The 21243-nt window shown below is 44.3% G+C and carries 18 protein-coding genes; 11 read left to right on the top strand and 7 right to left on the bottom strand.

Going from position 1 to position 21243, the window contains the following annotated elements:
- The first annotated feature begins 17 nt into the window (after positions 1–17).
- Positions 18–2756 (top strand): M16 family metallopeptidase, encoded by a 2739-nt coding sequence (locus BUA59_RS16795; protein ID WP_072840838.1) that lies wholly within the window; start codon positions 18–20, stop codon positions 2754–2756.
- A 79-nt stretch (positions 2757–2835) separates the two neighbouring features.
- On the opposite strand, the gene BUA59_RS16790 is transcribed toward BUA59_RS16795, so the two are convergent.
- The 6 genes from BUA59_RS16790 to BUA59_RS16765 all read right to left on the bottom strand — a co-directional run bounded on the left by BUA59_RS16790 (position 2836) and on the right by BUA59_RS16765 (position 8955).
- Positions 2836–3459, bottom strand: coding sequence for a ubiquinone biosynthesis accessory factor UbiJ (locus tag BUA59_RS16790; RefSeq protein ID WP_072840837.1), 624 nt, complete (start codon positions 3457–3459; stop codon positions 2836–2838).
- 37 nt (positions 3460–3496) lie between these two features.
- Positions 3497–3880, bottom strand: a complete 384-nt coding sequence (locus BUA59_RS16785) for a gamma-butyrobetaine hydroxylase family protein (protein WP_072840836.1) — start codon at positions 3878–3880, stop codon at positions 3497–3499.
- A gap of 76 nt (positions 3881–3956) precedes the next feature.
- Positions 3957–5279, bottom strand: a complete 1323-nt coding sequence (gene hslU, locus BUA59_RS16780; RefSeq protein WP_072840835.1) for an ATP-dependent protease ATPase subunit HslU — start codon at positions 5277–5279, stop codon at positions 3957–3959.
- Between the two features lie 73 nt (positions 5280–5352).
- Positions 5353–5904, bottom strand: a complete 552-nt coding sequence (gene hslV / locus BUA59_RS16775) for an ATP-dependent protease subunit HslV (RefSeq protein WP_072840834.1) — start codon at positions 5902–5904, stop codon at positions 5353–5355.
- Between the two features lie 122 nt (positions 5905–6026).
- A complete protein-coding gene (locus BUA59_RS16770) occupies positions 6027–6647 on the bottom strand; it encodes an SPOR domain-containing protein (protein WP_072840833.1) in 621 nt (206 codons plus the stop codon).
- Between the two features lie 76 nt (positions 6648–6723).
- On the bottom strand, positions 6724–8955 hold the full coding sequence (locus tag BUA59_RS16765) for a primosomal protein N' (protein WP_072840832.1): 2232 nt from the start codon (positions 8953–8955) through the stop codon (positions 6724–6726).
- A gap of 266 nt (positions 8956–9221) precedes the next feature.
- Between BUA59_RS16765 and rpmE the strand changes: the two genes are divergently transcribed.
- The 4 genes from rpmE (at position 9222) to BUA59_RS16745 (ending at position 12354) form a co-directional block, all read left to right on the top strand.
- On the top strand, positions 9222–9437 hold the full coding sequence (gene rpmE, locus BUA59_RS16760; protein WP_072840831.1) for a 50S ribosomal protein L31: 216 nt from the start codon (positions 9222–9224) through the stop codon (positions 9435–9437).
- A gap of 8 nt (positions 9438–9445) precedes the next feature.
- On the top strand, positions 9446–10228 hold the full coding sequence (locus tag BUA59_RS16755; RefSeq protein ID WP_072840830.1) for a thermonuclease family protein: 783 nt from the start codon (positions 9446–9448) through the stop codon (positions 10226–10228).
- 170 nt (positions 10229–10398) lie between these two features.
- Positions 10399–11667, top strand: coding sequence for a malic enzyme-like NAD(P)-binding protein (locus BUA59_RS16750; RefSeq protein WP_072840829.1), 1269 nt, complete (start codon positions 10399–10401; stop codon positions 11665–11667).
- Positions 11668–11793: 126 nt separating this feature from the next.
- A complete protein-coding gene (locus BUA59_RS16745) occupies positions 11794–12354 on the top strand; it encodes an LOG family protein (RefSeq protein WP_072840828.1) in 561 nt (186 codons plus the stop codon).
- A gap of 91 nt (positions 12355–12445) precedes the next feature.
- On the opposite strand, the gene BUA59_RS16740 is transcribed toward BUA59_RS16745, so the two are convergent.
- Positions 12446–14890: a penicillin-binding protein 1A gene (locus BUA59_RS16740; protein ID WP_072840827.1), complete on the bottom strand. Its 2445-nt coding sequence runs from the start codon at positions 14888–14890 to the stop codon at positions 12446–12448.
- Between the two features lie 160 nt (positions 14891–15050).
- On the opposite strand from BUA59_RS16740, the gene BUA59_RS16735 reads away from it, so the two are divergent.
- From BUA59_RS16735 to BUA59_RS16710, 6 genes are read left to right on the top strand one after another with little or no spacing between them, the layout of a single operon-like run.
- Positions 15051–16022, top strand: coding sequence for a hypothetical protein (locus BUA59_RS16735; protein WP_072840826.1), 972 nt, complete (start codon positions 15051–15053; stop codon positions 16020–16022).
- A complete protein-coding gene (locus BUA59_RS16730) occupies positions 15994–16704 on the top strand; it encodes a hypothetical protein (RefSeq protein ID WP_072840825.1) in 711 nt (236 codons plus the stop codon). Before BUA59_RS16735 ends, BUA59_RS16730 begins: the two co-directional genes overlap by 29 nt.
- Positions 16697–17878: a type IV pilus secretin PilQ gene (locus BUA59_RS16725; RefSeq protein ID WP_072840824.1), complete on the top strand. Its 1182-nt coding sequence runs from the start codon at positions 16697–16699 to the stop codon at positions 17876–17878. Before BUA59_RS16730 ends, BUA59_RS16725 begins: the two co-directional genes overlap by 8 nt.
- Before the next feature lie 42 nt (positions 17879–17920).
- The gene (locus BUA59_RS16720) at positions 17921–18469 is read left to right on the top strand and encodes a shikimate kinase (RefSeq protein WP_072840823.1); all 549 of its coding nucleotides are present in this window, start codon (positions 17921–17923) and stop codon (positions 18467–18469) included.
- A complete protein-coding gene (gene aroB, locus BUA59_RS16715) occupies positions 18469–19575 on the top strand; it encodes a 3-dehydroquinate synthase (protein ID WP_072840822.1) in 1107 nt (368 codons plus the stop codon). The genes BUA59_RS16720 and aroB overlap by 1 nt, the downstream gene beginning before the upstream one ends.
- A gap of 32 nt (positions 19576–19607) precedes the next feature.
- Positions 19608–21167 (top strand): SPOR domain-containing protein, encoded by a 1560-nt coding sequence (locus BUA59_RS16710; protein ID WP_072840821.1) that lies wholly within the window; start codon positions 19608–19610, stop codon positions 21165–21167.
- The last annotated feature ends 76 nt before the right edge of the window (positions 21168–21243 follow it).

Below are 21243 nucleotides of genomic sequence, written 5' to 3'. Positions count from 1 at the left end.
CTAATAAGGATAAGCTAATGTTGCGGTATATAGTGTTTGTTTTATTCGTTTTTGTTTTTTCTCAAACAAAAGCCTCACCCGAACTGATCAGAAGTTGGGATGGAATTTACGAGTACCGGTTAAAAAATGGCATGAGCATTTTGTTAGCCCCCGATTCTGATCAGAAAGTTATTCATGCCGACCTTGTGTATTTGACAGGCAGTTTAGCTGACCCTGAAGGCGCTTCTGGTACGGCGCATTTTCTTGAGCACATGATGTTTAAGGGTACAACGCAGCGTACAGGGACGCAGCTTATAGCAGGTTTGCAAGAGCAAGGCATTCAGTTCAATGCAACGACCAGTTTTGATCGAACTCGTTATTCAGCTATGTTCAGTGCAGACCAGAGGAAGTTAGATTTTTTGTTAGAACTGGAGGCGGAGCGCATGGTTGCGCCTGTATTTTCGGAATCGGACATGAGTGCTGAATTAGAGGTAGTTCGTCAAGAGATTACCCGAGCACAAAATGACTCATTAGCGATGTTTAGTCAGCAGCTGCTGGCAGAGGCGTGGGATGGAAAGTTCTATGGTCGCTCTGTTATGGGTAGTTATGATGAATTGAGTAACGTAACACTTAAAGATTTACGTCAATTTCATGACCATTATTACCAACCTAATAATGCCGTACTTGTGTTGACTGGTGGCTTTGAAGTGGACCAAGCACTTTCATCCGTGAATGATCTATTCGCGAAGATTAAGCCTTCTTTCCATGTCATTAATCGCATCGAATATATGTCCCCGAAAAATACTGGAAGTACCATTCAGGTTCAGCAAGGAGAGATTAACATATTGGCTTTAGGGTATGAGTTACCGCCTAGTCAGGATAATCGTAATGATGCGGTAATTATACTCGCTGAAATGTTAGCGGGTGAGCCTCATGGACGGCTTTATCATTCGCTTGTGACATCAGGAAAGGCCCAATCTGTTTTTGTCATCCCCCAACTTTTTCGACAAGGCGGGCAAGTTATAATTGGGGCAGTATTAGGGCAAGGCCAGTCAATGCAGGTTATTCAGCAAGAACTGATGGTCCAGATAAAACGGCTGCAAGAGGAGCCAATATTAGCGGAAGAGTTAGCCCGTATTCAGACAAGCAGGCGCCCACTTAAAGATTTAATTTTGAATGATACTGCCAGTTTATCTGACGTACTCTCTGAAGCGGTCGCACAGGATAATTGGTTGCTCCATTTTCAGCGCCATGATCAGGTGGAAAAGTTAGTACCATCGCAAGTTCAGACTGATATTGAAAAACTATTTGCGGATAAAGTACCTGTTGTAGGCATGTTGCTAACAACGTTGGCAGAAGAGCTAGATAGTTTTTCGGATAAAACTCAAGAATTATCGAGAAATGACAGAGATGTAGCACTAGTAAAAGCAGACTTAACAGCTTCTGCTAGCGAGAAAATAATGGCGGAGGTAGAGATACCTGATGTCGCAGAGTTTAATGCTTACATTCGAACCATAGAAACAAGTATTCAGCGTGGTGAACTGAGTAATGGAATGAAAGTAGCTTTGCGTTCGTTGCCTGAAAGTGAAGATCTGGTTCGAGGACATTTAAACCTACGCTTTGGTAATATAGAAAACTTAAAGGGTACCCAAGCATTATCAGATCTAGCAGGTACTTTAATTATAAGAGGCACGCAAAAGCGTAGCTATCAAGAGTTAGTGGATAAAGTGAACCAGTTAGGTGCAGGCTTTCAAATCATGCCTAAGCAAGGAATGCTCAGTGTGAACTTTGCGAGTCCAAAAGAAAATGTAACTGAAGTATTACACTTAATCTCTGAGGTATTAAGAGAGCCAGCCTTTCCTAAGAGCGAGTTTGATTTGGTTAAAAGGCAGCAAATGCAAGCTTTAATGACCCCAGTATACCAACCTTCTAATGTTGCAAATAGAGCTTTGCAACGCTACACAGAACAGGATTATCCGCAGTACGATATTCGACGTAATATTGAGTCCAATGACATGCAGCAGCTTCTAAAAAAAGTGACTATGGAAGATGTTCAACAATTTCATCAAGACTACTATGGTGCTCAGTACGGAGAGGTCGCTCTAAGTGGAAACTTTGATTCTGAGCAAACTAAAGAAACGTTGGAAACTTTATTTGGCAGCTGGATGAGTCCTTCTCCTTATCAGTCGGTCATAGCTAAACATCGTCATCAATCCCCCGTTAGGCAAGAGGTTCGAGCCGGGAAAACTGGCGGCTATTACCAAGGGCGGATCTACTTTTCTGCTAATACTGATACAGAGGAGAATGTGGAGCTATTTATCGTTGAACACATACTCGGTCGAAACCCGTTAGCCTCACGCTTGGGCAAACGCCTGCGTGAGCAAGAGCAGCTTACCTATGACATTCGTTCGTCTATACGAGTGCCAACTCAAGGTGACCATGCTTTCGTTAGTATTCGAGGAGACTTTTCCGCAGGTCAAGGTGTGCGGTTAGCGGATATCGTTAAAGAAGAGGTGAATCGTATAGCAGAGTTTGGTATTTCCCAATACGAGTTGGATCTCGCTAAGTCGACCATTCTGGGCAAGCGACGTCGTGCTTTAAACGACGATAAAAAGATTCTTGGATTACTACCGAAACAACTGGCTGAAGGAACGAAAATGGAGACATGGGCTGTTCGTAACAAGGCGTATGCTGAGGCAAGTCTAGAGAAAGTTAATGCGGCTGCTAGGCGTTATTTTAAAGCGAATGAGATGGTTGAAATTATCGCTACACCTTAGTAATAAAAAGGCTCATTTTTAAACTAACGTATCATCAAAGTCAGAATCGTTAGACATTCTGACTTTGATTTATATTTTTCTAAATACGGCTACGCTCAGCCAGTTTTAACTTGGCTTCAGCACGATCAAGCAAGGTGCCGAAGCGTTCCATTTCATCGACGAAGTTGTCGAATTCAATTTTGCTTGGCAGTAACTGGCTGTCGGTTTTTAGGTGATGAACCATCTGCATTCTGGCATTAGTAGCGAATTCTTTGCTCCAAGACCATTGAGCGCGAAGTAGGCGCGCCAAGGCGGCCGCGGATAAGTCGCCAATGTGATCAGCAAGTAACCCTTCCCAATCAAATTCAAAATTTTCCATCACTTTATGCAGAGTCATTAAGGCTTGAGCATTGCCTTGAATGCGTAAATCGCCATCAAAGAAACCATCGCCTTCAAGTAATTTTCGGTACGCTGCGCTTGGGCCTTGCACAAGAGTGTCTAATCGTGGATCTAGTTCAATCTCGTCTAGGCTTTCTGGGCGATTCAGCATCACGCCTTGTTCGAGAATATGAATCTGTAAAATAAAGGAGAAGTCTTCCACATAAAGAAAAACTTGTTGCCCTGCTAATTTGCTTAGGCGATCTTGGGAAGGTGTGTCTTGTTTAAGGGCGAGATTGATTGCATTTTCAATAGCGCTGAGCGCCGATAAACTGAGTGAGCCCATAAAAATCTTCCCGATGATTGCTTGAATGCGGTTAAAACTAAAGCTGGTGAATTTGAATCACAGAAGTGTCACGCGTCTGGCCTTCTTTTTCAAGGCGATCTAGGTACATTTGCCATAGTTCGTCGTGATTTTTGCCAATATTGTAGAGATATTCCCAAGTATAGAGGCCGGTATCGTGACCATCATCGAAGGAAATCTTCAGCGCATAATTGCCCGCGCCTTCGATATTATTGATGGCAACGTGTTTTTTGCCGTATTGCAAAATTGGCATTTGCATACCGTGACCGCGCACTTCGGCAGAAGGCGAATGAATTCGTAAGAACTCTGCACTGAGACGAAATGCTTGGCCATCGGCGAAAGTGAGCGCCAATTCACGGGATTGCTTGTGGTAATTAATAGTCGTAGGCGCTGGCGTTGCCATGGTTTTTTCCTATAAAAGCCCCTTCAATAAAGGGGCTATTTTTTAGAAGAGCTTTTTTGTAAGAAGGATGAGTCAATTACAAAATGTATTGGCTCAAGTCTTCGTTTTCAGCGATTTCTCCAAGCTGTTCATCAACGTATGCAGCGGTAATGTCGACAGTTTGATCATTCGGCATGTCGCTGGCGGAATAAGACACCTCCTCAAGCAGGCGCTCAAGTACCGTATGTAATCGACGCGCACCGATGTTTTCTGTGCGCTCGTTCACTTGAAAAGCGATCTCTGCAATGCGTTGAATGCCTTCTTCGGTGAAGTTCAAGTTGATGTGCTCTGTTTTAGCGAGCGCCACATATTGCTTGGTTAAAGACATGCTTGGCTCTACCAAGATACGTTTAAAATCGTCTACGGTTAGCGCATCTAGCTCAACACGAATTGGTAAGCGACCTTGTAGCTCAGGAATCAAATCCGATGGCTTAGACAAGTGGAATGCACCAGACGCAATAAATAGGATGTGATCGGTTTTGATCATGCCGTATTTTGTGCTGACGGTACAACCTTCGACCAAAGGCAATAAATCGCGCTGCACGCCTTCACGTGACACTTCGCCGCCAGAGCGTTCAGAGCTTTTCGCGACTTTATCTATTTCATCTAAGAACACGATGCCGTTTTGCTCAACTGCTTCAACAGCTCGGGCTTTTAGCTCTTCTTCATTGACTAGTTTTGCGGCTTCTTCGTCACGAACTTGGCGTAATGCTTCTTTGACTTTCATTTTACGCTTTTTGGTTTTTTGTGAACCAAAGCTAGAAAACATGTTTTGCAGCTGGCTGGTCATTTCTTCCATGCCTGGCGGTGTCATGATTTCTACACCCATTGGCGAATCGGCAACGTCAATATCGATTTCTTTGTCATCCAACTGACCTTCGCGTAATTTCTTACGAAAAGTTTGGCGCGTGCTGTTGTCTTCTAGTTCCGGATCGCCGCCACGAGCTGGTGGTAATAGCACATCTAGAATGCGGTCTTCCGCAGCGTCTTCGGCTTTGTGACGCAGTTTTGCGGTTTCTTGTTCACGAAACATCTTGATAGCCATTTCTACCAAATCACGGATGATCGACTCAACATCGCGACCAACATAGCCAACTTCGGTGAATTTAGTCGCTTCGATCTTGATGAAAGGCGCGTTGGATAGCTTGGCCAAACGACGCGCTATTTCGGTTTTACCAACACCGGTTGGCCCTATCATCAAAATATTTTTAGGGGTGACTTCCGCACGCATTTCTTCAGGAAGTTGCATGCGACGCCAGCGGTTACGCAGCGCGATGGCAACCGCACGCTTTGCTTTTTGCTGACCAATAATGTGGTTGTCTAAGGCGTTAACCGTCTCTCTTGGGGTCATGCTGCTCATTATCAATTCTCTTCTATGTTCTTGAATGATGGTTGCGTCGCTTGAAAGTCTGCTTTTCTATATTGATAGAATGTTACTTAGACTTATCTTCAAGCTGTGCATCTATAGTGATTTCTTCGATAGTTAAGCTGTGATTAGTGAACACACAAATATCAGCAGCGATGTTGAGGCTTTTCTCAACGATTTCTTTGGCGGATAAGTCCGTGTTGTCAATCAAGGCGCGAGCCGCCGCTTCTGCGAAGTTGCCACCTGAGCCAATGGCTAATGCGCCGTGTTGTGGCTCGACCACATCGCCAGTGCCGGTAATGATGAGGGTACTGTCTTTGTTGGCGACAATGAGCATAGCTTCTAGCTTGCGTAATGCTCTGTCTGAACGCCAGTCTTTGGCAAGATCCACCGCGGCACGCACTAGATGGCCTTGGTGTTTTTCTAGCTGACCTTCGAAGCGTTCGAATAGGGTGAAAGCATCCGCTGTACCGCCAGCGAAGCCAGCAATCACTTCACCACGGTATAGACGACGCACTTTACGAGCGTTGCCTTTCATCACAGTGTTGCCTAAAGATACTTGTCCATCGCCGCCTACGACGACTTGGTTGCCTTTGCGTACAGTAAGAATCGTTGTCATGGTCTACTCCAGTTTCGATTCTAACGAAATGGGGGCAAGCGATAGGATTTCAAGCGATGATTGCATACAGTGGAAGCTTTCACTTTCTGTATGCAATCTATACGAGACGGTAGAAAAGGCTATTACTCTTTTTTGACTTTATAAGAGTAGGGCGATATTTCCATTGAAACGAGTTTGTCTTCTGCTCGGTTCATTTTTGAGCGTGACTCATAAGGACCAAGTACAACACGATACCAAGGTTGTTCGCCTTGGCCGATAGTTTTGCGAACACTGGCTTCTACCATCCCTGATAGAATCAGTTTTGCGCGCATGCGGTCGGCATCTTCTGGGCTACGGAATGAGGCCGCTTGCAGCATGTAATAAAAATCTTGCTCGCCACGAGGTGTCGACTGATAAGCGTCTACGTGACTGGTATCTACTTCGCTATTCTGCAGTATTTGGTAAAACTCAAAGGTGTCTTTTTTCGGTGCTACTGGCACTGGTATAGGCGCTTTCTCTTTTACCTGTGCAGCTGTTGGCTTGGGTTTAGGTGCTGCGGCCTTGGGTTTTTCTATTACTATCGGTTTTGGTTTGGGAGCGACTTGATTCAGTTGCGTTAACCCGTAAATAAAAGCCACGAGGATAGCGGGGACCAGAAGCCATAACCACCACGCAGTTTTGCGTTTCGGCGGTGGCGGTGTTCGACGTGTTGCCCCTTTCTTTGGGCGACTTCCTTTTGCTGCAATTTGAACGGGATTAAACATAATTTGGGCTTTTTGCTTTTAGCTTTAGCGTAAATAAATAAACAGAGTATGAGTCGCGCACATTATGCGTGCAAGATCAGTAAGTTTCCAGTGGATCGACGTCAATTGCAAAACGAATTCTATGTTGTTTTGTGGATTGTTCTAACCATTCGGTCATCATTTGCGTCGCTTGATGCAAAGGCGCACGCTGGGCGGCTTTGATCGAAATCAGAGCGCGATGCTGCCCTGCTTTGCGAACAATGATGGCAGCATACGGACCAACCAGATAAACGTCTTTGGCAAAGTAGGGCTCAATATCATTTCTCATGGCTGATAAAAGCTGCATGGCTTCTTGTTCATTACCCGATTCGGCGCGAATGATGACTTGATGATAAAAGGGCGGAAGCGAAAGAGATTTACGTTCGGCCAAACCATCAATAGCAAAGTGTTCGTAACCGAGATTGCATAAACATTCGATAGCCGCATGGTCGGGATGATAGGTTTGTAGTAATACGTGCCCCGGTTTCTTGGCACGACCAGCACGACCTGCGACTTGAGTGATGAGCTGAGCGGTGCGCTCCATGCCGCGAAAATCGGAAGAGAACAGACCCGCGTCAGCGTCCATGATAATGACGAGTGTAACGTTAGGAAAATGATGGCCTTTCGCCAGCATTTGTGTACCGATTAGAATCGCCTGATCATGCTCATGGATTTTTTGAGTCAGCTTTGCCATAGCAGATTTTCGCTGAGTGCTATCACGGTCTATGCGTAAAATAGGTACTTCTTTAAAAAGTGTACTCAGTTGGGTTTCAATTTGCTCTGTACCTTCACCGACGGTAAATAGCTCTTCAGACTCACATTCAGGGCAAGTATGAATCAATGCCTTTTGCGTGTCGCAGTGGTGACAGTGCAGTTTGTTAGCGCGTTTGTGAACGGTTAGGTTGACGTCGCAATGATCACAGGCGGCAATCCAGCCACACTGGTGACACATTAAGGTTGGCGCGTAGCCACGGCGGTTTAGGAACACCAAGACTTGTTCTTTGCGTTCTAAACACAGTTTCATACTGGCAAGAGCATGTTCGCTAAAACCATGAATGAGAGTCTTGCCTCGCAGGTCCACTCTTTCCATTTCGGGAATGTGCGCGTTGCCGGCTCGTTGACGCAGCTTGAGCCAAGCGAAGCGTTTTTGCAGAGCGTTAGTTAGGCTTTCATAAGACGGTGTAGCCGAGGCGAGTAGAACAGGAATGTTCAGCGCTTGAGCGCGTTTAACGGCAAGATCACGAGCGTGGTAACGGAAACCTTCATGTTGTTTGTAAGATGTATCGTGTTCTTCGTCAATCACTATCATGCCAAGGTTTGGTGCGGGGATAAAAGCCGCAGATCTTGTACCGATAATGATTTTGGCATGGCCGCTTGCAGCCAATAGCCAAGCATCCAGGCGTTCTCGGTCGCTCATGCTGGAATGCATTAAGACGATGTCTGTATTGAAGCGAATTTCAAAACGTTTCAGCGTTTGAGGTGTCAGGCCAATTTCCGGCACCATCACTAGAATTTGTTTACCTTCTTCGATCAGGCGTTCCATGACGCGCAAAAATACTTCGGTTTTGCCACTGCCTGTCACACCGTCTAACAAAGCGACGTTAAATTGATGTCGATAATCCAATAAATGTTCGGTGGCGCGCATTTGTTCAGGATTGAGTGTCGGAGGTACTTGAGTTTGGTGTGCGTGCTTTTCACCTCCTTTATTGAAGGAGCGTGGCTCTCGGCGTAATAAACCTTTTTCTTCCAGACTTTTTCCTGCCGCTGGAGCAAGATCTAACACAGATGCAGCATGTTGGCTTAAACCATTGGGGTGCTGTTGTACGGCTTTTAAAAAATCTTGTTGGCGTGGTGCCCGGCTAAGTTGTTCTAGAGGCAGTGATTGCCCTTCAGGTGTGGTTAGCCACCAGTTTTCCGTACGGAATTCAGCACTTTCACCTTTGCGCAGCAGAACAGGCAAAGCATGAAAGATGACATCGCCAATCGGATGATGATAGTAACGTGCGGCCCATTCACATAATGCCATCAGCTCTTCGGTAATCACTGGGCTTTGATCGTGCATTGATGTCAGTGGTTTGACTTGCTCTGGATCCCAGTCACTGGTTTCGCTTAGTGCGACAATCACTCCAAGACGACTACTTTTACCAAAAGGAACTTTGACACGCATTCCAGGTTTCAGCTCGTGTCTTAGGGCAATCGCTTTGGGGACTTTATAGTCAAACAGTGTGCGCATTGGCACAGGCAAAGCGACTTTGATGAAAGAATAAGGAGTAAGAAGCGCCTCGGACATGCGTTAGGTTAGACCTTGTTTAGTAAAGCAAAAATAGGATGTCTTGATCATTTCTTAAGTGTACGTCAGAGTAGTGGGTCGGTGCGAGTCACAATTTTATGAGAAAAGCATGAAAAAAGGTTGCTGATTTGGCAATAGATCCCTAAAATACGCGACTCTTGGCTCCACTGTACAATGTCTGTACAACGAAACGTGCGGTGCTTGACGCGGCAATAGCCCATTAATATCGATCAAGTGGCGGCACACCAAACCTAAAGGTAAATACGATGAAAAAAGATATCCACCCAAATTACTCTGCGGTTACTGCAACTTGTACTTGTGGTAATACTCTAAACCTAAATTCTACTTTAGGTAGCGACCTTCACGTCGACGTATGCAGCAACTGTCACCCATTCTACACAGGTCAACAGAAAATGGTTGATACTGGTGGTCGTGTTGATCGCTTCAACAAACGTTTCGGAGCACGTCGTACTACTAAGTAATTGGTGGCATGATAGTGATCGCTTTAAAAAGGCGCCAAGTTCTCTTGGCGCCTTTTTTGTTTTTGTCCCTTGCTGTTCAAGCCAATGAAGCCTGTACGGCAACAGGCGAACTTGAAAAAGCTCAGATCAAACGAGTGGTTGATGGTGACACCATACATCTTACCGATGGCCGAAAAGTTCGGCTGGTGGGTATAGATACACCAGAACTTGACCACAAAAAAGGCAATCATGAGCCTTATGCTGTAGCTGCGACAGATTTCGTTCGCTCCCGCCTCGATCAATTTGTCTACCTACAAAGAGCTAAAAATGATCAAGACAGATACGGTCGTTATTTGTACTACCTTTTCGATAAAGATCGTATTTCACTGACGAGTCAGTTACTATCCGAAGGACTTGGTTATCGTATTGCTGTCCCTCCAAACTTAGCCTATCAAGACTGTTTTGAGGCGGCTGAAAACGCAGCTCGCAATGCGCATAAGGGATTATGGCAGCAAAATTTGCAATGGCAGCCAAAAGCTGGATTTGCAATCTCTCGTGTCAACATCACTTCAATTACTCAGAACCGAGGAGGTTGGTGGCTAGAAACCGATCAGGATCTAGTAATCAATTTGCCATCTTACGTCACAGATTATTGGCCTTCTCAAAAAGTATTTTATCTTGAGGGTAAGGAAATTGAAGTGCGTGGTTGGCAACATCAAAGGAAAAGTCGCCATTCAGACTTTAAGTCTTGGGTACTTTCTGTAAGACATCCCAATGACTTGCTTGAAATCAAAGCTTCTCTCGATCAGTGATTGATAGAATATTCCTATGGTTTTACGCTTTAAAGTATTGAGTAGATCGATTATTCTGACGACACAAAATTATAAGGTGCCACTTTCGAAGCTTTTGTAGGCTTGGGAACAAGGCCCAGTTTGGCTATGATAAAACTAATTAATTACACCAAATAGACGGAAACATCATAATGGCAGAAGATATAAAGCAAGCTGCACTGGACTACCATGAGTATCCAGTTCCAGGAAAACTGAGCGTAACTATTACTAAACCAACAGCGACCGCTCGTGACCTTTCTCTAGCTTACAGCCCAGGTGTGGCTGAGCCTTGTCGTGAAATCGCAAAAGACCCAGAAGCTGCATACCGTTACACTGGTAAAGGCAACTTAGTAGCTGTTATTTCTGATGGTACGGCGATTCTTGGATTGGGTAATCTAGGTCCATTGGCAAGTAAGCCAGTAATGGAAGGTAAAGGTTTATTGTTTAAGCGTTTTGCTGGCATTAACTCTGTTGATGTGGAAGTTGAATCTGAAAGCCCACAAGCATTCATTGATACCGTTGCTCGTATTGCAAACACTTACGGCGGCATCAACTTAGAAGACATCAAAGCACCAGAGTGTTTTGAAATCGAACGTCAGTTGATTGAACGTTGTTCTATCCCTGTTTTCCATGACGACCAACACGGTACTGCGATTGTGACAGCAGCTGGCCTTTTGAATGCGCTTGAGCTTCAAGGTAAAGACATTGCTGATGCTAAAATCGTTTGTCTAGGTGCTGGTGCAGCAGCGACAGCTTGTATGAAGCTGATCATTGCTTGTGGTGCACAGCGCGAAAACATTTTCGTTCTTGACCGTAACGGTGTTATTCACTCTGGCCGTACTGATTTGAATCAGTTCAAAGCAATGTTTGCGATTGATACTGACAAGCGCACGCTTGATGATGCAATGGAAGGCGCAGATGTGTTTATCGGCGTATCTGGTCCAGATCTATTGTCTGCTGATCAACTTGCTAAAATGGCGGCTAATCCAATTGTTTTTGCTTGTTCGAACCCTGATCCAGAGATCAATCCAGAGCTTGCACGTGCAACTCGTGATGATTTGATCATGGCGACTGGCCGTTCTGATTACCCTAACCAAGTAAACAACGTACTTGGCTTCCCTTTCATCTTCCGAGGTGCTTTAGACGTTCGTGCGACTAAGATCAACGAAGAAATGAAGTTGGCTGCAGTTCATGCACTTAAAGATCTTGCAAAAGAAGAAGCGCCTGCAGATGTTGTTGCTGCTTACGGCGGTATACCTTTGAGCTTTGGTAAAGAGTACATTTTGCCAAAACCAATGGATACTCGTTTGCTTAACGTTGTTTCTGCAGCAGTTGCTCGTGCAGCCGTTGATTCTGGTGTGGCTATGCTTCCATACCCAGATTTTTACCCACTTGAGAATCTTGATCATTTCGGTGCTTAATCGAATAGTATCTTGCTAAAAAGGCGACTCCTGAATAAGGAGTCGCCTTTTTTATGTGGATCATTTGATGGCTTATTTTTTGAAGACTAAATTGACGTTAGTTAAATAGAAGCAAGGAGCGTTAGTATGAAAGTAGCAATATATTGTGGTTCTGCTGAGGGAAATTCTCCTGAATACGCCAATGGAGTTAAAGCTTTGGGCGTGTATCTTGCCAAGCAAGGGATCGACATTGTCTACGGTGGGGGTAATGTAGGTTTAATGGGCATTATTGCGAACGCTGCTTTGCAGGCCGGCGGAAAGGTGATTGGTGTCATTCCTCAGCATTTAAAGCTAAAGGAAATTGCTCACACAGGTTTAACCGAGATGTATGTGGTTGCCGATATGCATGAACGTAAGGCTAAGATGAGTGAATTGGCCGATGCCTTTGTGGCGCTTCCTGGTGGTGTAGGGACGCTAGAGGAAATGTTTGAAGTGTGGACTTGGGGACAACTCGGCCTACATGGTAAACCTTGTGCTTTTTATAATATAAATGGTTTTTACGATCCATTGTTTACTATGGTGGAAAGTATGCAGCAGGCAGGTTTTGTGAAGCTGTCTTACATAGATATGATCATCAAAGTTAACACGCCGGAAACACTTGTGTCGGCTTTTCAAGCTTATCAAGCGCCTAAACCTAAGTGGAGTTAGCTACTTTTTGGTAGGGCTTTGGATTTGACTGCTGTAATAAAAACGCCAGCGTTCAAGCTGGCGTTTTTGGTTAGAATAATAGAAGCCCAGATCAGAATAAGTTTTCTAACACGTTATTTTCTTGTTTCTCTTCTTGCGCTTCGTTACCAATATTGTTGTTAAATGTAGGTAAGCTCAAATCGCGCTGTGGTGGCACATGGTCTTTTCTGAATATCTCAAAAATCGCATTAGATTGTCCCGGTAACGCACGTTCACCTGTATTCGGATCGATTCTCACTGTTACCAAAGAGGATGGTTTTGCTACGAAATCAGGAGGCGTATCTTTTAGCGCTTCACGCATGTAATCAATCCAAGGCGGCAATGAAACCGAGCCACCCCATTCGCCACGTCCTAGAGGTGATGAATTATCAAAACCACTCCAAACTGATGTTACTAGATTGCCATTGAACCCCGAGAACCATGCATCGCGGCCATCGTTTGTAGTACCTGTTTTCCCCGCGAGATCATCTCGCTGAAGTACTCGTGCTCGTCGACCGGTACCGTATTTAATAACATCTCGCATCATATCGTAAGTTATGTAATTCACTTCTGGATCGAGCACTTGCGGTGCAATTGGCAAGCTACGAATGCCTTCAGTTGTATTAAATAGTCCCATTTGTTGTTCGCCATCCGTCGTTTTTTCTAACGGAGTGCACGTTACGCAGACTGTCACAGGGTTGGCTTGGAATAGAGTTTTGTTATTTCTGTCTATGACTTTGTCTATTAAATAAGGTTGTACTTGGTATCCGCCATTCGAAAAAACGGCGTAGCCAGTTGCGATTTGCAGTGGCGATAAGTTTGCACTACCTAAAGATAAAGATAGGTTATGTGGTAACTCGTTTGGATCAAACCCAAAGCGGCGCAAGAAATCTAATGTTGGTCGAACTCCCATTTCATCCAGCAAACGAACAGAGACGATATTCTGTGATCGGTAAAGTGCCTGACGTAAACGGGTTGGGCCATAGAACTTGCCACCGTCATTGGTTGGCCGCCATGCAGATGCTAGGTTGGTGTCGTTAAAGACAACGGGAGCATCATTGATAATACTGGCAGCTGTATAACCTCGATCTAGTGCACTAGCGTAAATGAAGGGTTTAAAGTTGGAACCTGGCTGACGTTTAGACTGAGTAACACGATTGAATTTGTTTTCGTAGAAGTTAAAACCACCCACCAAAGCTTGGATTGCACCGTCTTTACTATTCAAAGAAATGAGTGCGCTTTGTACTTCAGGTTTTTGCGCGAGTAGCCATTTTTGCTGGTTGTCTGGGCGCAAACGAACAATATCGCCAGGTACCAAAACATCCGAAACGGTGGAAGGTGAAGCGCCTTGGGAGTCCTCATTAATATAAGGTCTTGCCCATTTGACTGCGTCCCATGGCAATGTGGCGCGTTGGCCATTAGCCAAACGAACGTCAGCGGTAGTTTCTGTGGTTGAAAGAACTAAGGCGGTTTGCCAATTTTTGAAGCGTTCTACGTCTTGTAGAGCTTTTTCTTGCTCTTCTAATGGCGCATCAATCAAGTCAACACGGGTTTCAATAGAACCACGGTAACCGTGGCGCATATCGTAATCTAAAACGCCACTGAAAACGGCTTCGTTCGCGGCTTTTTGGCGTTCTGAATCAATGGTCGTATAGACTGTCATGCCAGTGCTATAAAGATCGTCTCCAAATGTGCTGTATAGCTCAGAGCGAACCATTTCGGCGATGTAGCCTGCTTCGATATCAGGCATGACGCCATGGTTCTTGGCGGTGATCGGTGCTTCAACAGCATTTTGGTATGCGTTTTTATCAATCATGCCGAGTGATAACATACGTTGTAGAATCCAGTTACGACGAATTAGCGCACGAGAAGGGTTTACGACTGGGTTAAAGCGAGAGGGTGCTTTTGGTAGGCCGGCGATCATAGCTAGTTGCGCAAGATTAAGCTCCGCGAGATTTTTTCCATAATAGACTTGAGCAGCTGCCTCGAAACCATAGGCACGATTACCCAAGTAGATTTTGTTGACGTACAACTCAAGTATTTCGTGTTTAGATAACTCTCGTTCCATCTTTAGGGCAATAAAGATTTCTGTAAATTTACGGGTGTAGGTTTGTTCAAATGAGAGGAAGTAGTTACGTGCTACTTGCATGGTGATAGTGCTACCACCACCTTGTTTTTGCCCAGTCGTAATTAGTTGTACGACGGCTCGACCTAAGCCCAGAATATCGACGCCAGGATGGTGATAAAAATTGGTGTCTTCTGCGGCTAAAATTGCATGCTCTAGATCTTGAGGAATTTCTGCATAATCGATAGGGGAACGGCGCTGCTCTCCAAACTCACCAATTAATTTATTGTCGGCGGTGTAGATACGCAGTGGGATTCTTAACTCGATGTCTTTTAGTTCAGCGACAGTTGGAATACGGTCTTTTACGTTGTAATAAACCGCATAGGTAACGCCAACCGCGCAAAGTGTTCCAAACAGACCGAGAAAAAAAAGTATTTTGAGTGTCTTAGCCATATAAATTCAATTAATACAGAGTGAGAAAATGGCATTATACCTAAGATGGCCACAGAATAGGCGGTTAACTTTGCATCAAATCGTGTTATCTTGGTAAATATTTGGCATGGAAGCCAAACCGAAAACAATACTCTGTTGCTTACTATTTCAAGGATGAATGATGAAGCTCATGCATGCCTATTCTATAGCCGTTTACTCCGCTCAAGAATGTACATTTTATGACTCTAGTAAAACCGCCAACTTGGTGGATTTCTCTTTATTAAATAACGAACCTCTACCCAATTCCTCACAGTTAGAACTGATTCAGCGGAGCTTAACGCTAGACCGCTCGATTGATGCCTGTCGAATCATTATATTAGTACCTGATGCTTGGTTATCTGTGTCACAGCATAGGATTGATCACCTTATACCTGCATTGTTACTACCTTTGGCTGCATTGAGTTATGCCGTAGAAACGACATTTTCACCACCCGATAGTTTGCTGTTTAGTTATCAATACGAGTTACTGCCAGAGCAGCAGTCTCAACTTACGACTTTTGCTTGCTCAAGTGAGTGGGCGCAACAACTGTGTTTGCCATTTCAGTCGATTGCACAATCTTGTTTACTTATGCCGATAGGGCAATGGGAAGTAATTCATTCGCGTAATAGGTCTTGGTCATCTTGTTCACAGCGTGCTTTGTCAGTGTATCAGCCAGAAAAAAGCAAACGTTTAAAAGCTCGACGGCTTTGTTGGTCTTTAGTCGTTTTTAGCCTTCTGGTTCACAGTGTGGCTTCTGTTTATTTTTTCTTCTTACATCAAGAATCGGCACAAGCGTTGATTGCACGTCAAAAAATACAAGCAACTCAATCGGCATGGTCGTTGATTGATGACTCCAATGAATTTTCTGCGTCAGTATTGAACTTGGTTCAGGCTTTGCCCATGTCTGCTCGACTCGGATATTTTGAAAGTGAAGCGCAACGAGCTTCTCTCCAAATGACATTGCCTACACAAGATTTGGAACTTTTACTGGAGGCGTGGCATCAACAAAACCCAGACTGGCGCTGGGAAGTCGAGCAACAGCCGCATCGCTTTGCTTCTCCAACGAATCAGAAGGAGGTGGTGGATGTTTCTATCGAAGTATTTAAAAACTAACGGTGTGTCATTAAAAAATATCAACGGTTCCGTGGTGCTGCTTTTGCTTCTCTTGCAAGTTGCCGTTTGGTATCCATTTTTATCACAGGCTCAAGATGATTTAAATCGACAATCTAAGTTGAAAGCCCGAGCTGAGAATGATTGGAAAAAAACGCAGCAACAAGCGAATCAATTACACGACATGCGCTTGCTTGACGAGTCTTGGCTACAACATAGAGTGGAAGACACTAAAAATGGAGTACCAACGCAATGGTCTATCAATGGCTCAGCTTCTCTTATCGAGTGGCAAATAGTGCTGGAAAAAATTGAAACACAGTTTGCTTTAGGTTTGCTTGCCGCATCTTGGCAAAGAGAAAGCAATGGATATTGGCAAGGACACTTGTTGTTTGCGATTAAGATTCCTAAGGCGAATCGGGAGTACCATGATTGGTTACCCACTAAGTTATATATGAATCGTTTTGAGCAAAAAGATTGGCAGCTATTGTCGACTATGCGAATAGGCGATAACACATCAGCGTTAGTTGTATACAAAAATGCTCGTCATTGGGTTAGTGAGGGCAGTTGGTTGCCAGATGCAGGTTTAACCGTGAATGATGTATCTTTTGATCGAGTAACCTTGATGGCAAAAGATGGTTCTGAGCAGGCATTGGTTGTGCGTAAAAAGGGAGCTCAGGATGAATAAGCTGCGGCTTCAATGGCTATTGGTATTTTTTCTGATAATGCCACGTACCTTATTGGCAATGGATGTCTATTTTGAATCTCGTTCGCTACAAGAGGTATTGCCTTGGCTAGCGTCGCAAATGAATGAAAGCGTGGTGATTAGTCCTGAAATTGATGATGTATTAACACTTTCGATCAAAGATGCAAGCTGGAAAGATGTGATGGAGGCAATTGCACAGCCGCCACATATTCAGCTTGAGTGGCAAGGGCGTGTGGCGGTGCTGATGCCCGCAAAAACACCTTTAGCAGAAAGCATCGAACGTACATCCGTTGTGTGTCAGAGATCTTATTGGGTGTTGAAACATGCTAAAGCAAAAGATGTTGGTGTACATTTACGAACCTTGCACCCATCTATTTCTTTAGTTGTGGATGATCGAACTAATTCGATCATTGCCCATTCTTGTGCTTCTTTAGAAGGGGTTCAGGAAACACTTGATTGGTTAGATACACCATTAAAACAAATTGAAATCAGTGCGCAAATTGCTCAAGTAAGTCGAACAGCTCAATCGCAGTTTGGGGTGAACTGGCAAGCTAAGTTATCTGATGGTGTCCGATCCTCTATCGGAGGTGCAGTTGATTTAGGCGCGTTGACGCCAACGACGAATTTGGATTTTTCCAGTATCGGTGGTTCTAGCTTATTGGCACTTACTTTGGATATGATGGAAAGCGAGGGCTTAGCTAATGTAGTTTCAAAGCCCAAAATTGTCACTTCCGAAGGGCTGCCTGCTCGAATTGAATCGGGAACCGAGGTCCCATATCAAACGGTTAGCGATGATAAGGTGAGTATTGAGTTTCGCCAAGCGGCACTCATGTTGGAGGTGACTCCTTTTGTAAAAGACGGCGGGCACATTTTACTATCGTTAACGATTCATCAAGATTCTGTGGGGGACTTAGTTAATGGTGTACCTAGCTTAAAAACCAATCGCTTAAAAACACAGGTTGTAGTGAAAAACCAAGAAACGCTTGTTTTAGGTGGGGTTTTTCGAGAAGAGCGTTTCGAATCCGAGAGTCGGGTTCCTTTCTTTAGTGACATTCCTTGGTTAGGTGAGTTGTTTAAAAGACAATCAGAACAGCAAGAAAAGGTTGAATTACTTGTATTTATTACACCAAAGCTGCTACAAATGTCAGTCAACTAGGCCGCAGTCTAAATCTGCTTAATTCCGACGTAATTGAATACAATGATAAAAGCCCCCAATATTATTTTAGTAGGCCCGATGGGCGCAGGAAAAACGACGATAGGCCGTTTGATTTCTCAATCGATGGGCAAAGAATTTTATGATCTCGATAAAGTCATAGAAGACAATGCCGGCGCAGACATTCCTTGGATTTTTGAACGGGAAGGTGAAGACGGTTTTCGTAAGCGTGAAACTCAAGCGCTGGCCTCAATAGCAGAATCGGACACTGGTGATTGTGTGTTAGCAACCGGTGGCGGCATCGTGATGCGCGAAGAAAATAGAGATATTCTTCGAGAAAATGCGCTAGTGGTGTATTTGTACGCTTCTGTTGCTCAACAATTATATCGCACCTCAAAAAGTACTCATCGACCTCTTTTACAAACTGGTGATCCGCGAGCAACGTTAAAAAAATTATTTGAAGTACGTGATCCTCTATATAGAGAAGTAGCTACTTTAGTTATTGAAACAGATTCTCGTCACCCTCGTTCTGTCGCTAATAAGGTGCTAGATGCAATCAAGCGCCATCTTAAAATGGAGATAACTGTATCCTAATGCGCACGTTAACCGTTGACCTTGGCGATCGTAGCTACCCTATTTTTATTGGTAGCGGTATTCGTCAGCAGAAAGCCCTTTTTGATGATGCGATTCATGGCAAACAAGTCATGATAGTAACCAATGAGACCATTGCGCCTTTATATCTAGAACCCATTGTGTCAATGCTATCAGTAGATTATAAAGTTGATACCTGTATTTTGCCTGATGGTGAGGTATATAAAACGCTAGAAACTTACGGCATGATCATGTCTGCTTTATTGGAAGCAAAGCATAATCGAACTACTACTGTTATCGCTTTGGGCGGTGGTGTAGTTGGTGATATGGCTGGGTTTGCAGCAGCGACGTATCAGCGAGGTGTGCCTTTTATTCAAGTGCCAACGACTTTGTTGTCTCAAGTTGATTCTTCTGTCGGCGGAAAAACAGGTGTGAATCATCCGCTTGGAAAAAACATGATAGGTGCGTTTTATCAGCCTCAAGCTGTGATTATCGATACTGAAACCTTGTTGAGCTTGCCACAGCGTGAACTGTCAGCAGGCATGGCGGAAGTCATCAAATACGGTTTGATTTGCGATGTGCCATTTTTTGATTGGTTAGAGCAAGAGATGCCTCAGTTAATGGCGTTGGATAGCGATAAAATTAGCGATGCTATTTATCGTTCTTGTTTGGCTAAAGCCAATGTGGTTGCACAAGATGAGAGAGAAGGTGGCATTCGTGCTATTTTAAACCTAGGCCATACGTTTGGTCATGCGATTGAAACTGAAATGGGCTACGGCAATTGGTTGCACGGTGAAGCCGTTGCCGCAGGTAGTATGTTAGCGATTGATCTTTCTTGGCGCATGGGGAATTTAACGGAACAAGATATCTGTCGTTCCGTAGCACTATTTCAAGCAGCAAATTTGCCTGTCTTACCGCCTGCTGAGATGACGGTCGAGTGCTTTGTGGAACGCATGGCGTTAGATAAAAAAGTATTGGATGGAAGCTTGCGTTTGGTTCTGCTTGGTGCATTGGGTGATGCGATCGTAACATCGGATTTTCCGATGGAAGACTTTAATTCCTGTCTTTTGGATGCACTTGAAGCGAGTAAACAAGCTAGCCTTGCTTAATCTTGTTAGTTATTTAATGTTGAAGGACGACTATGTCTAAGCCAGACTTTCAGTTTGATCTAGAGGATGCGCTTAATCAGCCCCCAAAAGCAACGCTGAGGGATCCTTTTGGCTCGAAGGATGCATCGCTTTATTTTGCGTCTGAAGAAGGTAATCAGCAACTGGCTTTGCTTGAGCATTTGAGTCGCTACAGTAGTTTACTGTCTGTGGTTCAAGGGCCACAAGGCAGTGGTAAAAGTCGTTTTTTGATGGAATTTGCTCGTCATCAAGATGACACCACTGTTGTTAGTCACGTTAAAGCGACTATGCTGATGACGGCAGGGCAATTGCTACAAGCTATATATGCTGGTTTTGCTAGTCATTTCACACAACCTCCGAATGAAACCACCTTCGGCCCTTTGCTTAAATTTTCTCATGATTTAGATGAGAAAGGCCAAGCGGCATTGGTGTTAATTGATAATGCCCAAGAGCTAAACACAGATGCGGTGAGCATGCTGCTAGACATGATGTCATTGGCGACTGAAAATCAAACCGTTCCTCATATTGTGTTGTTCAGCGAATACTCTTTATCACGTAACCTTGATGCTTATCAGCGCTCTCGTTATGAACAACTAAGTCATTCATTTACCTTAGCGCCTTATTCATTAGAGCAAACACGTGCTTACTTATTGCATCGTGTACGCGCGGTTGGCGGCGGGATTAATTTGCCGTTTAATGACAAGCAAGTGAAACAAATTTATCAAGAGTCTGGTGGTTACCCAGGTCGAATTAACCAGCTTGCTCAAGCAATGATGGGCAATGGCGATAAGCCACCAAAATCGGGTATGCGCTTTAACCTTGCGGTGGGATTCCCTTTGGCGCATATGGCGCTGCTTTCCGTGGTTATGCTTGGCATTTTAGTCGCGGTATTATTCTCTGATAAACAGTCTGATAAGCCTTCGACATCGACGGCCGATAGAACCAGTAATGTTATTCCTTTAAGTTCACGGCAGGGGCAATCCTCAGCGGAGACGATTGCGCGCATTGATGCTATGCAGCGTAAGATCGGCCAAGAAGGTGAAATTATACTTCCACCTATCCCAGCTGGTACTTCTTCATTGCCTGCGATAAGTATGTCTAATGCTCCATCTATTGAGCAGCCGAATGCTACATCTATGATGACTCCAGCTATTTCTACTGCACCTATTCGTGCAGAGGCGCCTTTAGCGCAAGCCGCTCCTACTGTTGATGCACCAACTAAAATGGTGCCAACTAAAAATGAACAAACCAACCTAAAAGTCTCACAAGACCGTTTTGATAAGACGGAATGGTGGCTATCCCAGAATCCAAACCGTTATACCTTACAGCTATTAGGAACACACAATAAAGGAACCGTGCAGGACTTTATTCGTGATCAAGGCGGTGTGGATGCCTTTGGTTATTTTAAGTCAAAACATAATGGCAAGGATTGGTTTGTCGTGGTTTATGGTTCTTATCGTAATCGTAGCGAAGCGATAGCTGCAGCGGAATCTCTTCCTAAAGATATTCGTGACCTTAATCCTTGGGCGCGAAGTGCTCGTGGTATTCAGGATGATATTAAGAAAGCTCAGTGATATCTGCTGAGACCTTTGTCTAGTCTTTAGCTTCGTTCGTGACTTTGTGCAAAGCATCTCATGCTATTTTACGTTT

This window comes from Marinomonas polaris DSM 16579 (assembly GCF_900129155.1).
GTDB lineage: Bacteria > Pseudomonadota > Gammaproteobacteria > Pseudomonadales > Marinomonadaceae > Marinomonas > Marinomonas polaris.
Note: the sequence above shows the minus strand (reverse complement) of the source record. Positions and strands in the feature narration are given on the sequence as shown.

Bases quoted from the DNA above. Each gene is read 5' to 3' on its own strand.
- BUA59_RS16745 (WP_072840828.1), top strand. From the start codon at position 11,794: ATGAAAGTAGCAATATATTGTGGTTCTGCTGAGGGAAATTCTCCTGAA.
- BUA59_RS16750 (WP_072840829.1), top strand. From the start codon at position 10,399: ATGGCAGAAGATATAAAGCAAGCTGCACTGGACTACCATGAGTATCCA.
- BUA59_RS16720 (WP_072840823.1), top strand. From the start codon at position 17,921: ATGATAAAAGCCCCCAATATTATTTTAGTAGGCCCGATGGGCGCAGGA.
- BUA59_RS16730 (WP_072840825.1), top strand. From the start codon at position 15,994: ATGTTTCTATCGAAGTATTTAAAAACTAACGGTGTGTCATTAAAAAAT.
- BUA59_RS16795 (WP_072840838.1), top strand. From the start codon at position 18: ATGTTGCGGTATATAGTGTTTGTTTTATTCGTTTTTGTTTTTTCTCAA.
- BUA59_RS16765 (WP_072840832.1), bottom strand. From the start codon at position 8,955: ATGTCCGAGGCGCTTCTTACTCCTTATTCTTTCATCAAAGTCGCTTTG.
- rpmE (WP_072840831.1), top strand. From the start codon at position 9,222: ATGAAAAAAGATATCCACCCAAATTACTCTGCGGTTACTGCAACTTGT.
- BUA59_RS16755 (WP_072840830.1), top strand. From the start codon at position 9,446: ATGATAGTGATCGCTTTAAAAAGGCGCCAAGTTCTCTTGGCGCCTTTT.
- BUA59_RS16725 (WP_072840824.1), top strand. From the start codon at position 16,697: ATGAATAAGCTGCGGCTTCAATGGCTATTGGTATTTTTTCTGATAATG.
- hslU (WP_072840835.1), bottom strand. From the start codon at position 5,279: ATGAGCAGCATGACCCCAAGAGAGACGGTTAACGCCTTAGACAACCAC.
- hslV (WP_072840834.1), bottom strand. From the start codon at position 5,904: ATGACAACGATTCTTACTGTACGCAAAGGCAACCAAGTCGTCGTAGGC.
- BUA59_RS16770 (WP_072840833.1), bottom strand. From the start codon at position 6,647: ATGTTTAATCCCGTTCAAATTGCAGCAAAAGGAAGTCGCCCAAAGAAA.
- BUA59_RS16710 (WP_072840821.1), top strand. From the start codon at position 19,608: ATGTCTAAGCCAGACTTTCAGTTTGATCTAGAGGATGCGCTTAATCAG.
- BUA59_RS16740 (WP_072840827.1), bottom strand. From the start codon at position 14,890: ATGGCTAAGACACTCAAAATACTTTTTTTTCTCGGTCTGTTTGGAACA.
- BUA59_RS16790 (WP_072840837.1), bottom strand. From the start codon at position 3,459: ATGGGCTCACTCAGTTTATCGGCGCTCAGCGCTATTGAAAATGCAATC.
- BUA59_RS16735 (WP_072840826.1), top strand. From the start codon at position 15,051: ATGAAGCTCATGCATGCCTATTCTATAGCCGTTTACTCCGCTCAAGAA.
- BUA59_RS16785 (WP_072840836.1), bottom strand. From the start codon at position 3,880: ATGGCAACGCCAGCGCCTACGACTATTAATTACCACAAGCAATCCCGT.
- aroB (WP_072840822.1), top strand. From the start codon at position 18,469: ATGCGCACGTTAACCGTTGACCTTGGCGATCGTAGCTACCCTATTTTT.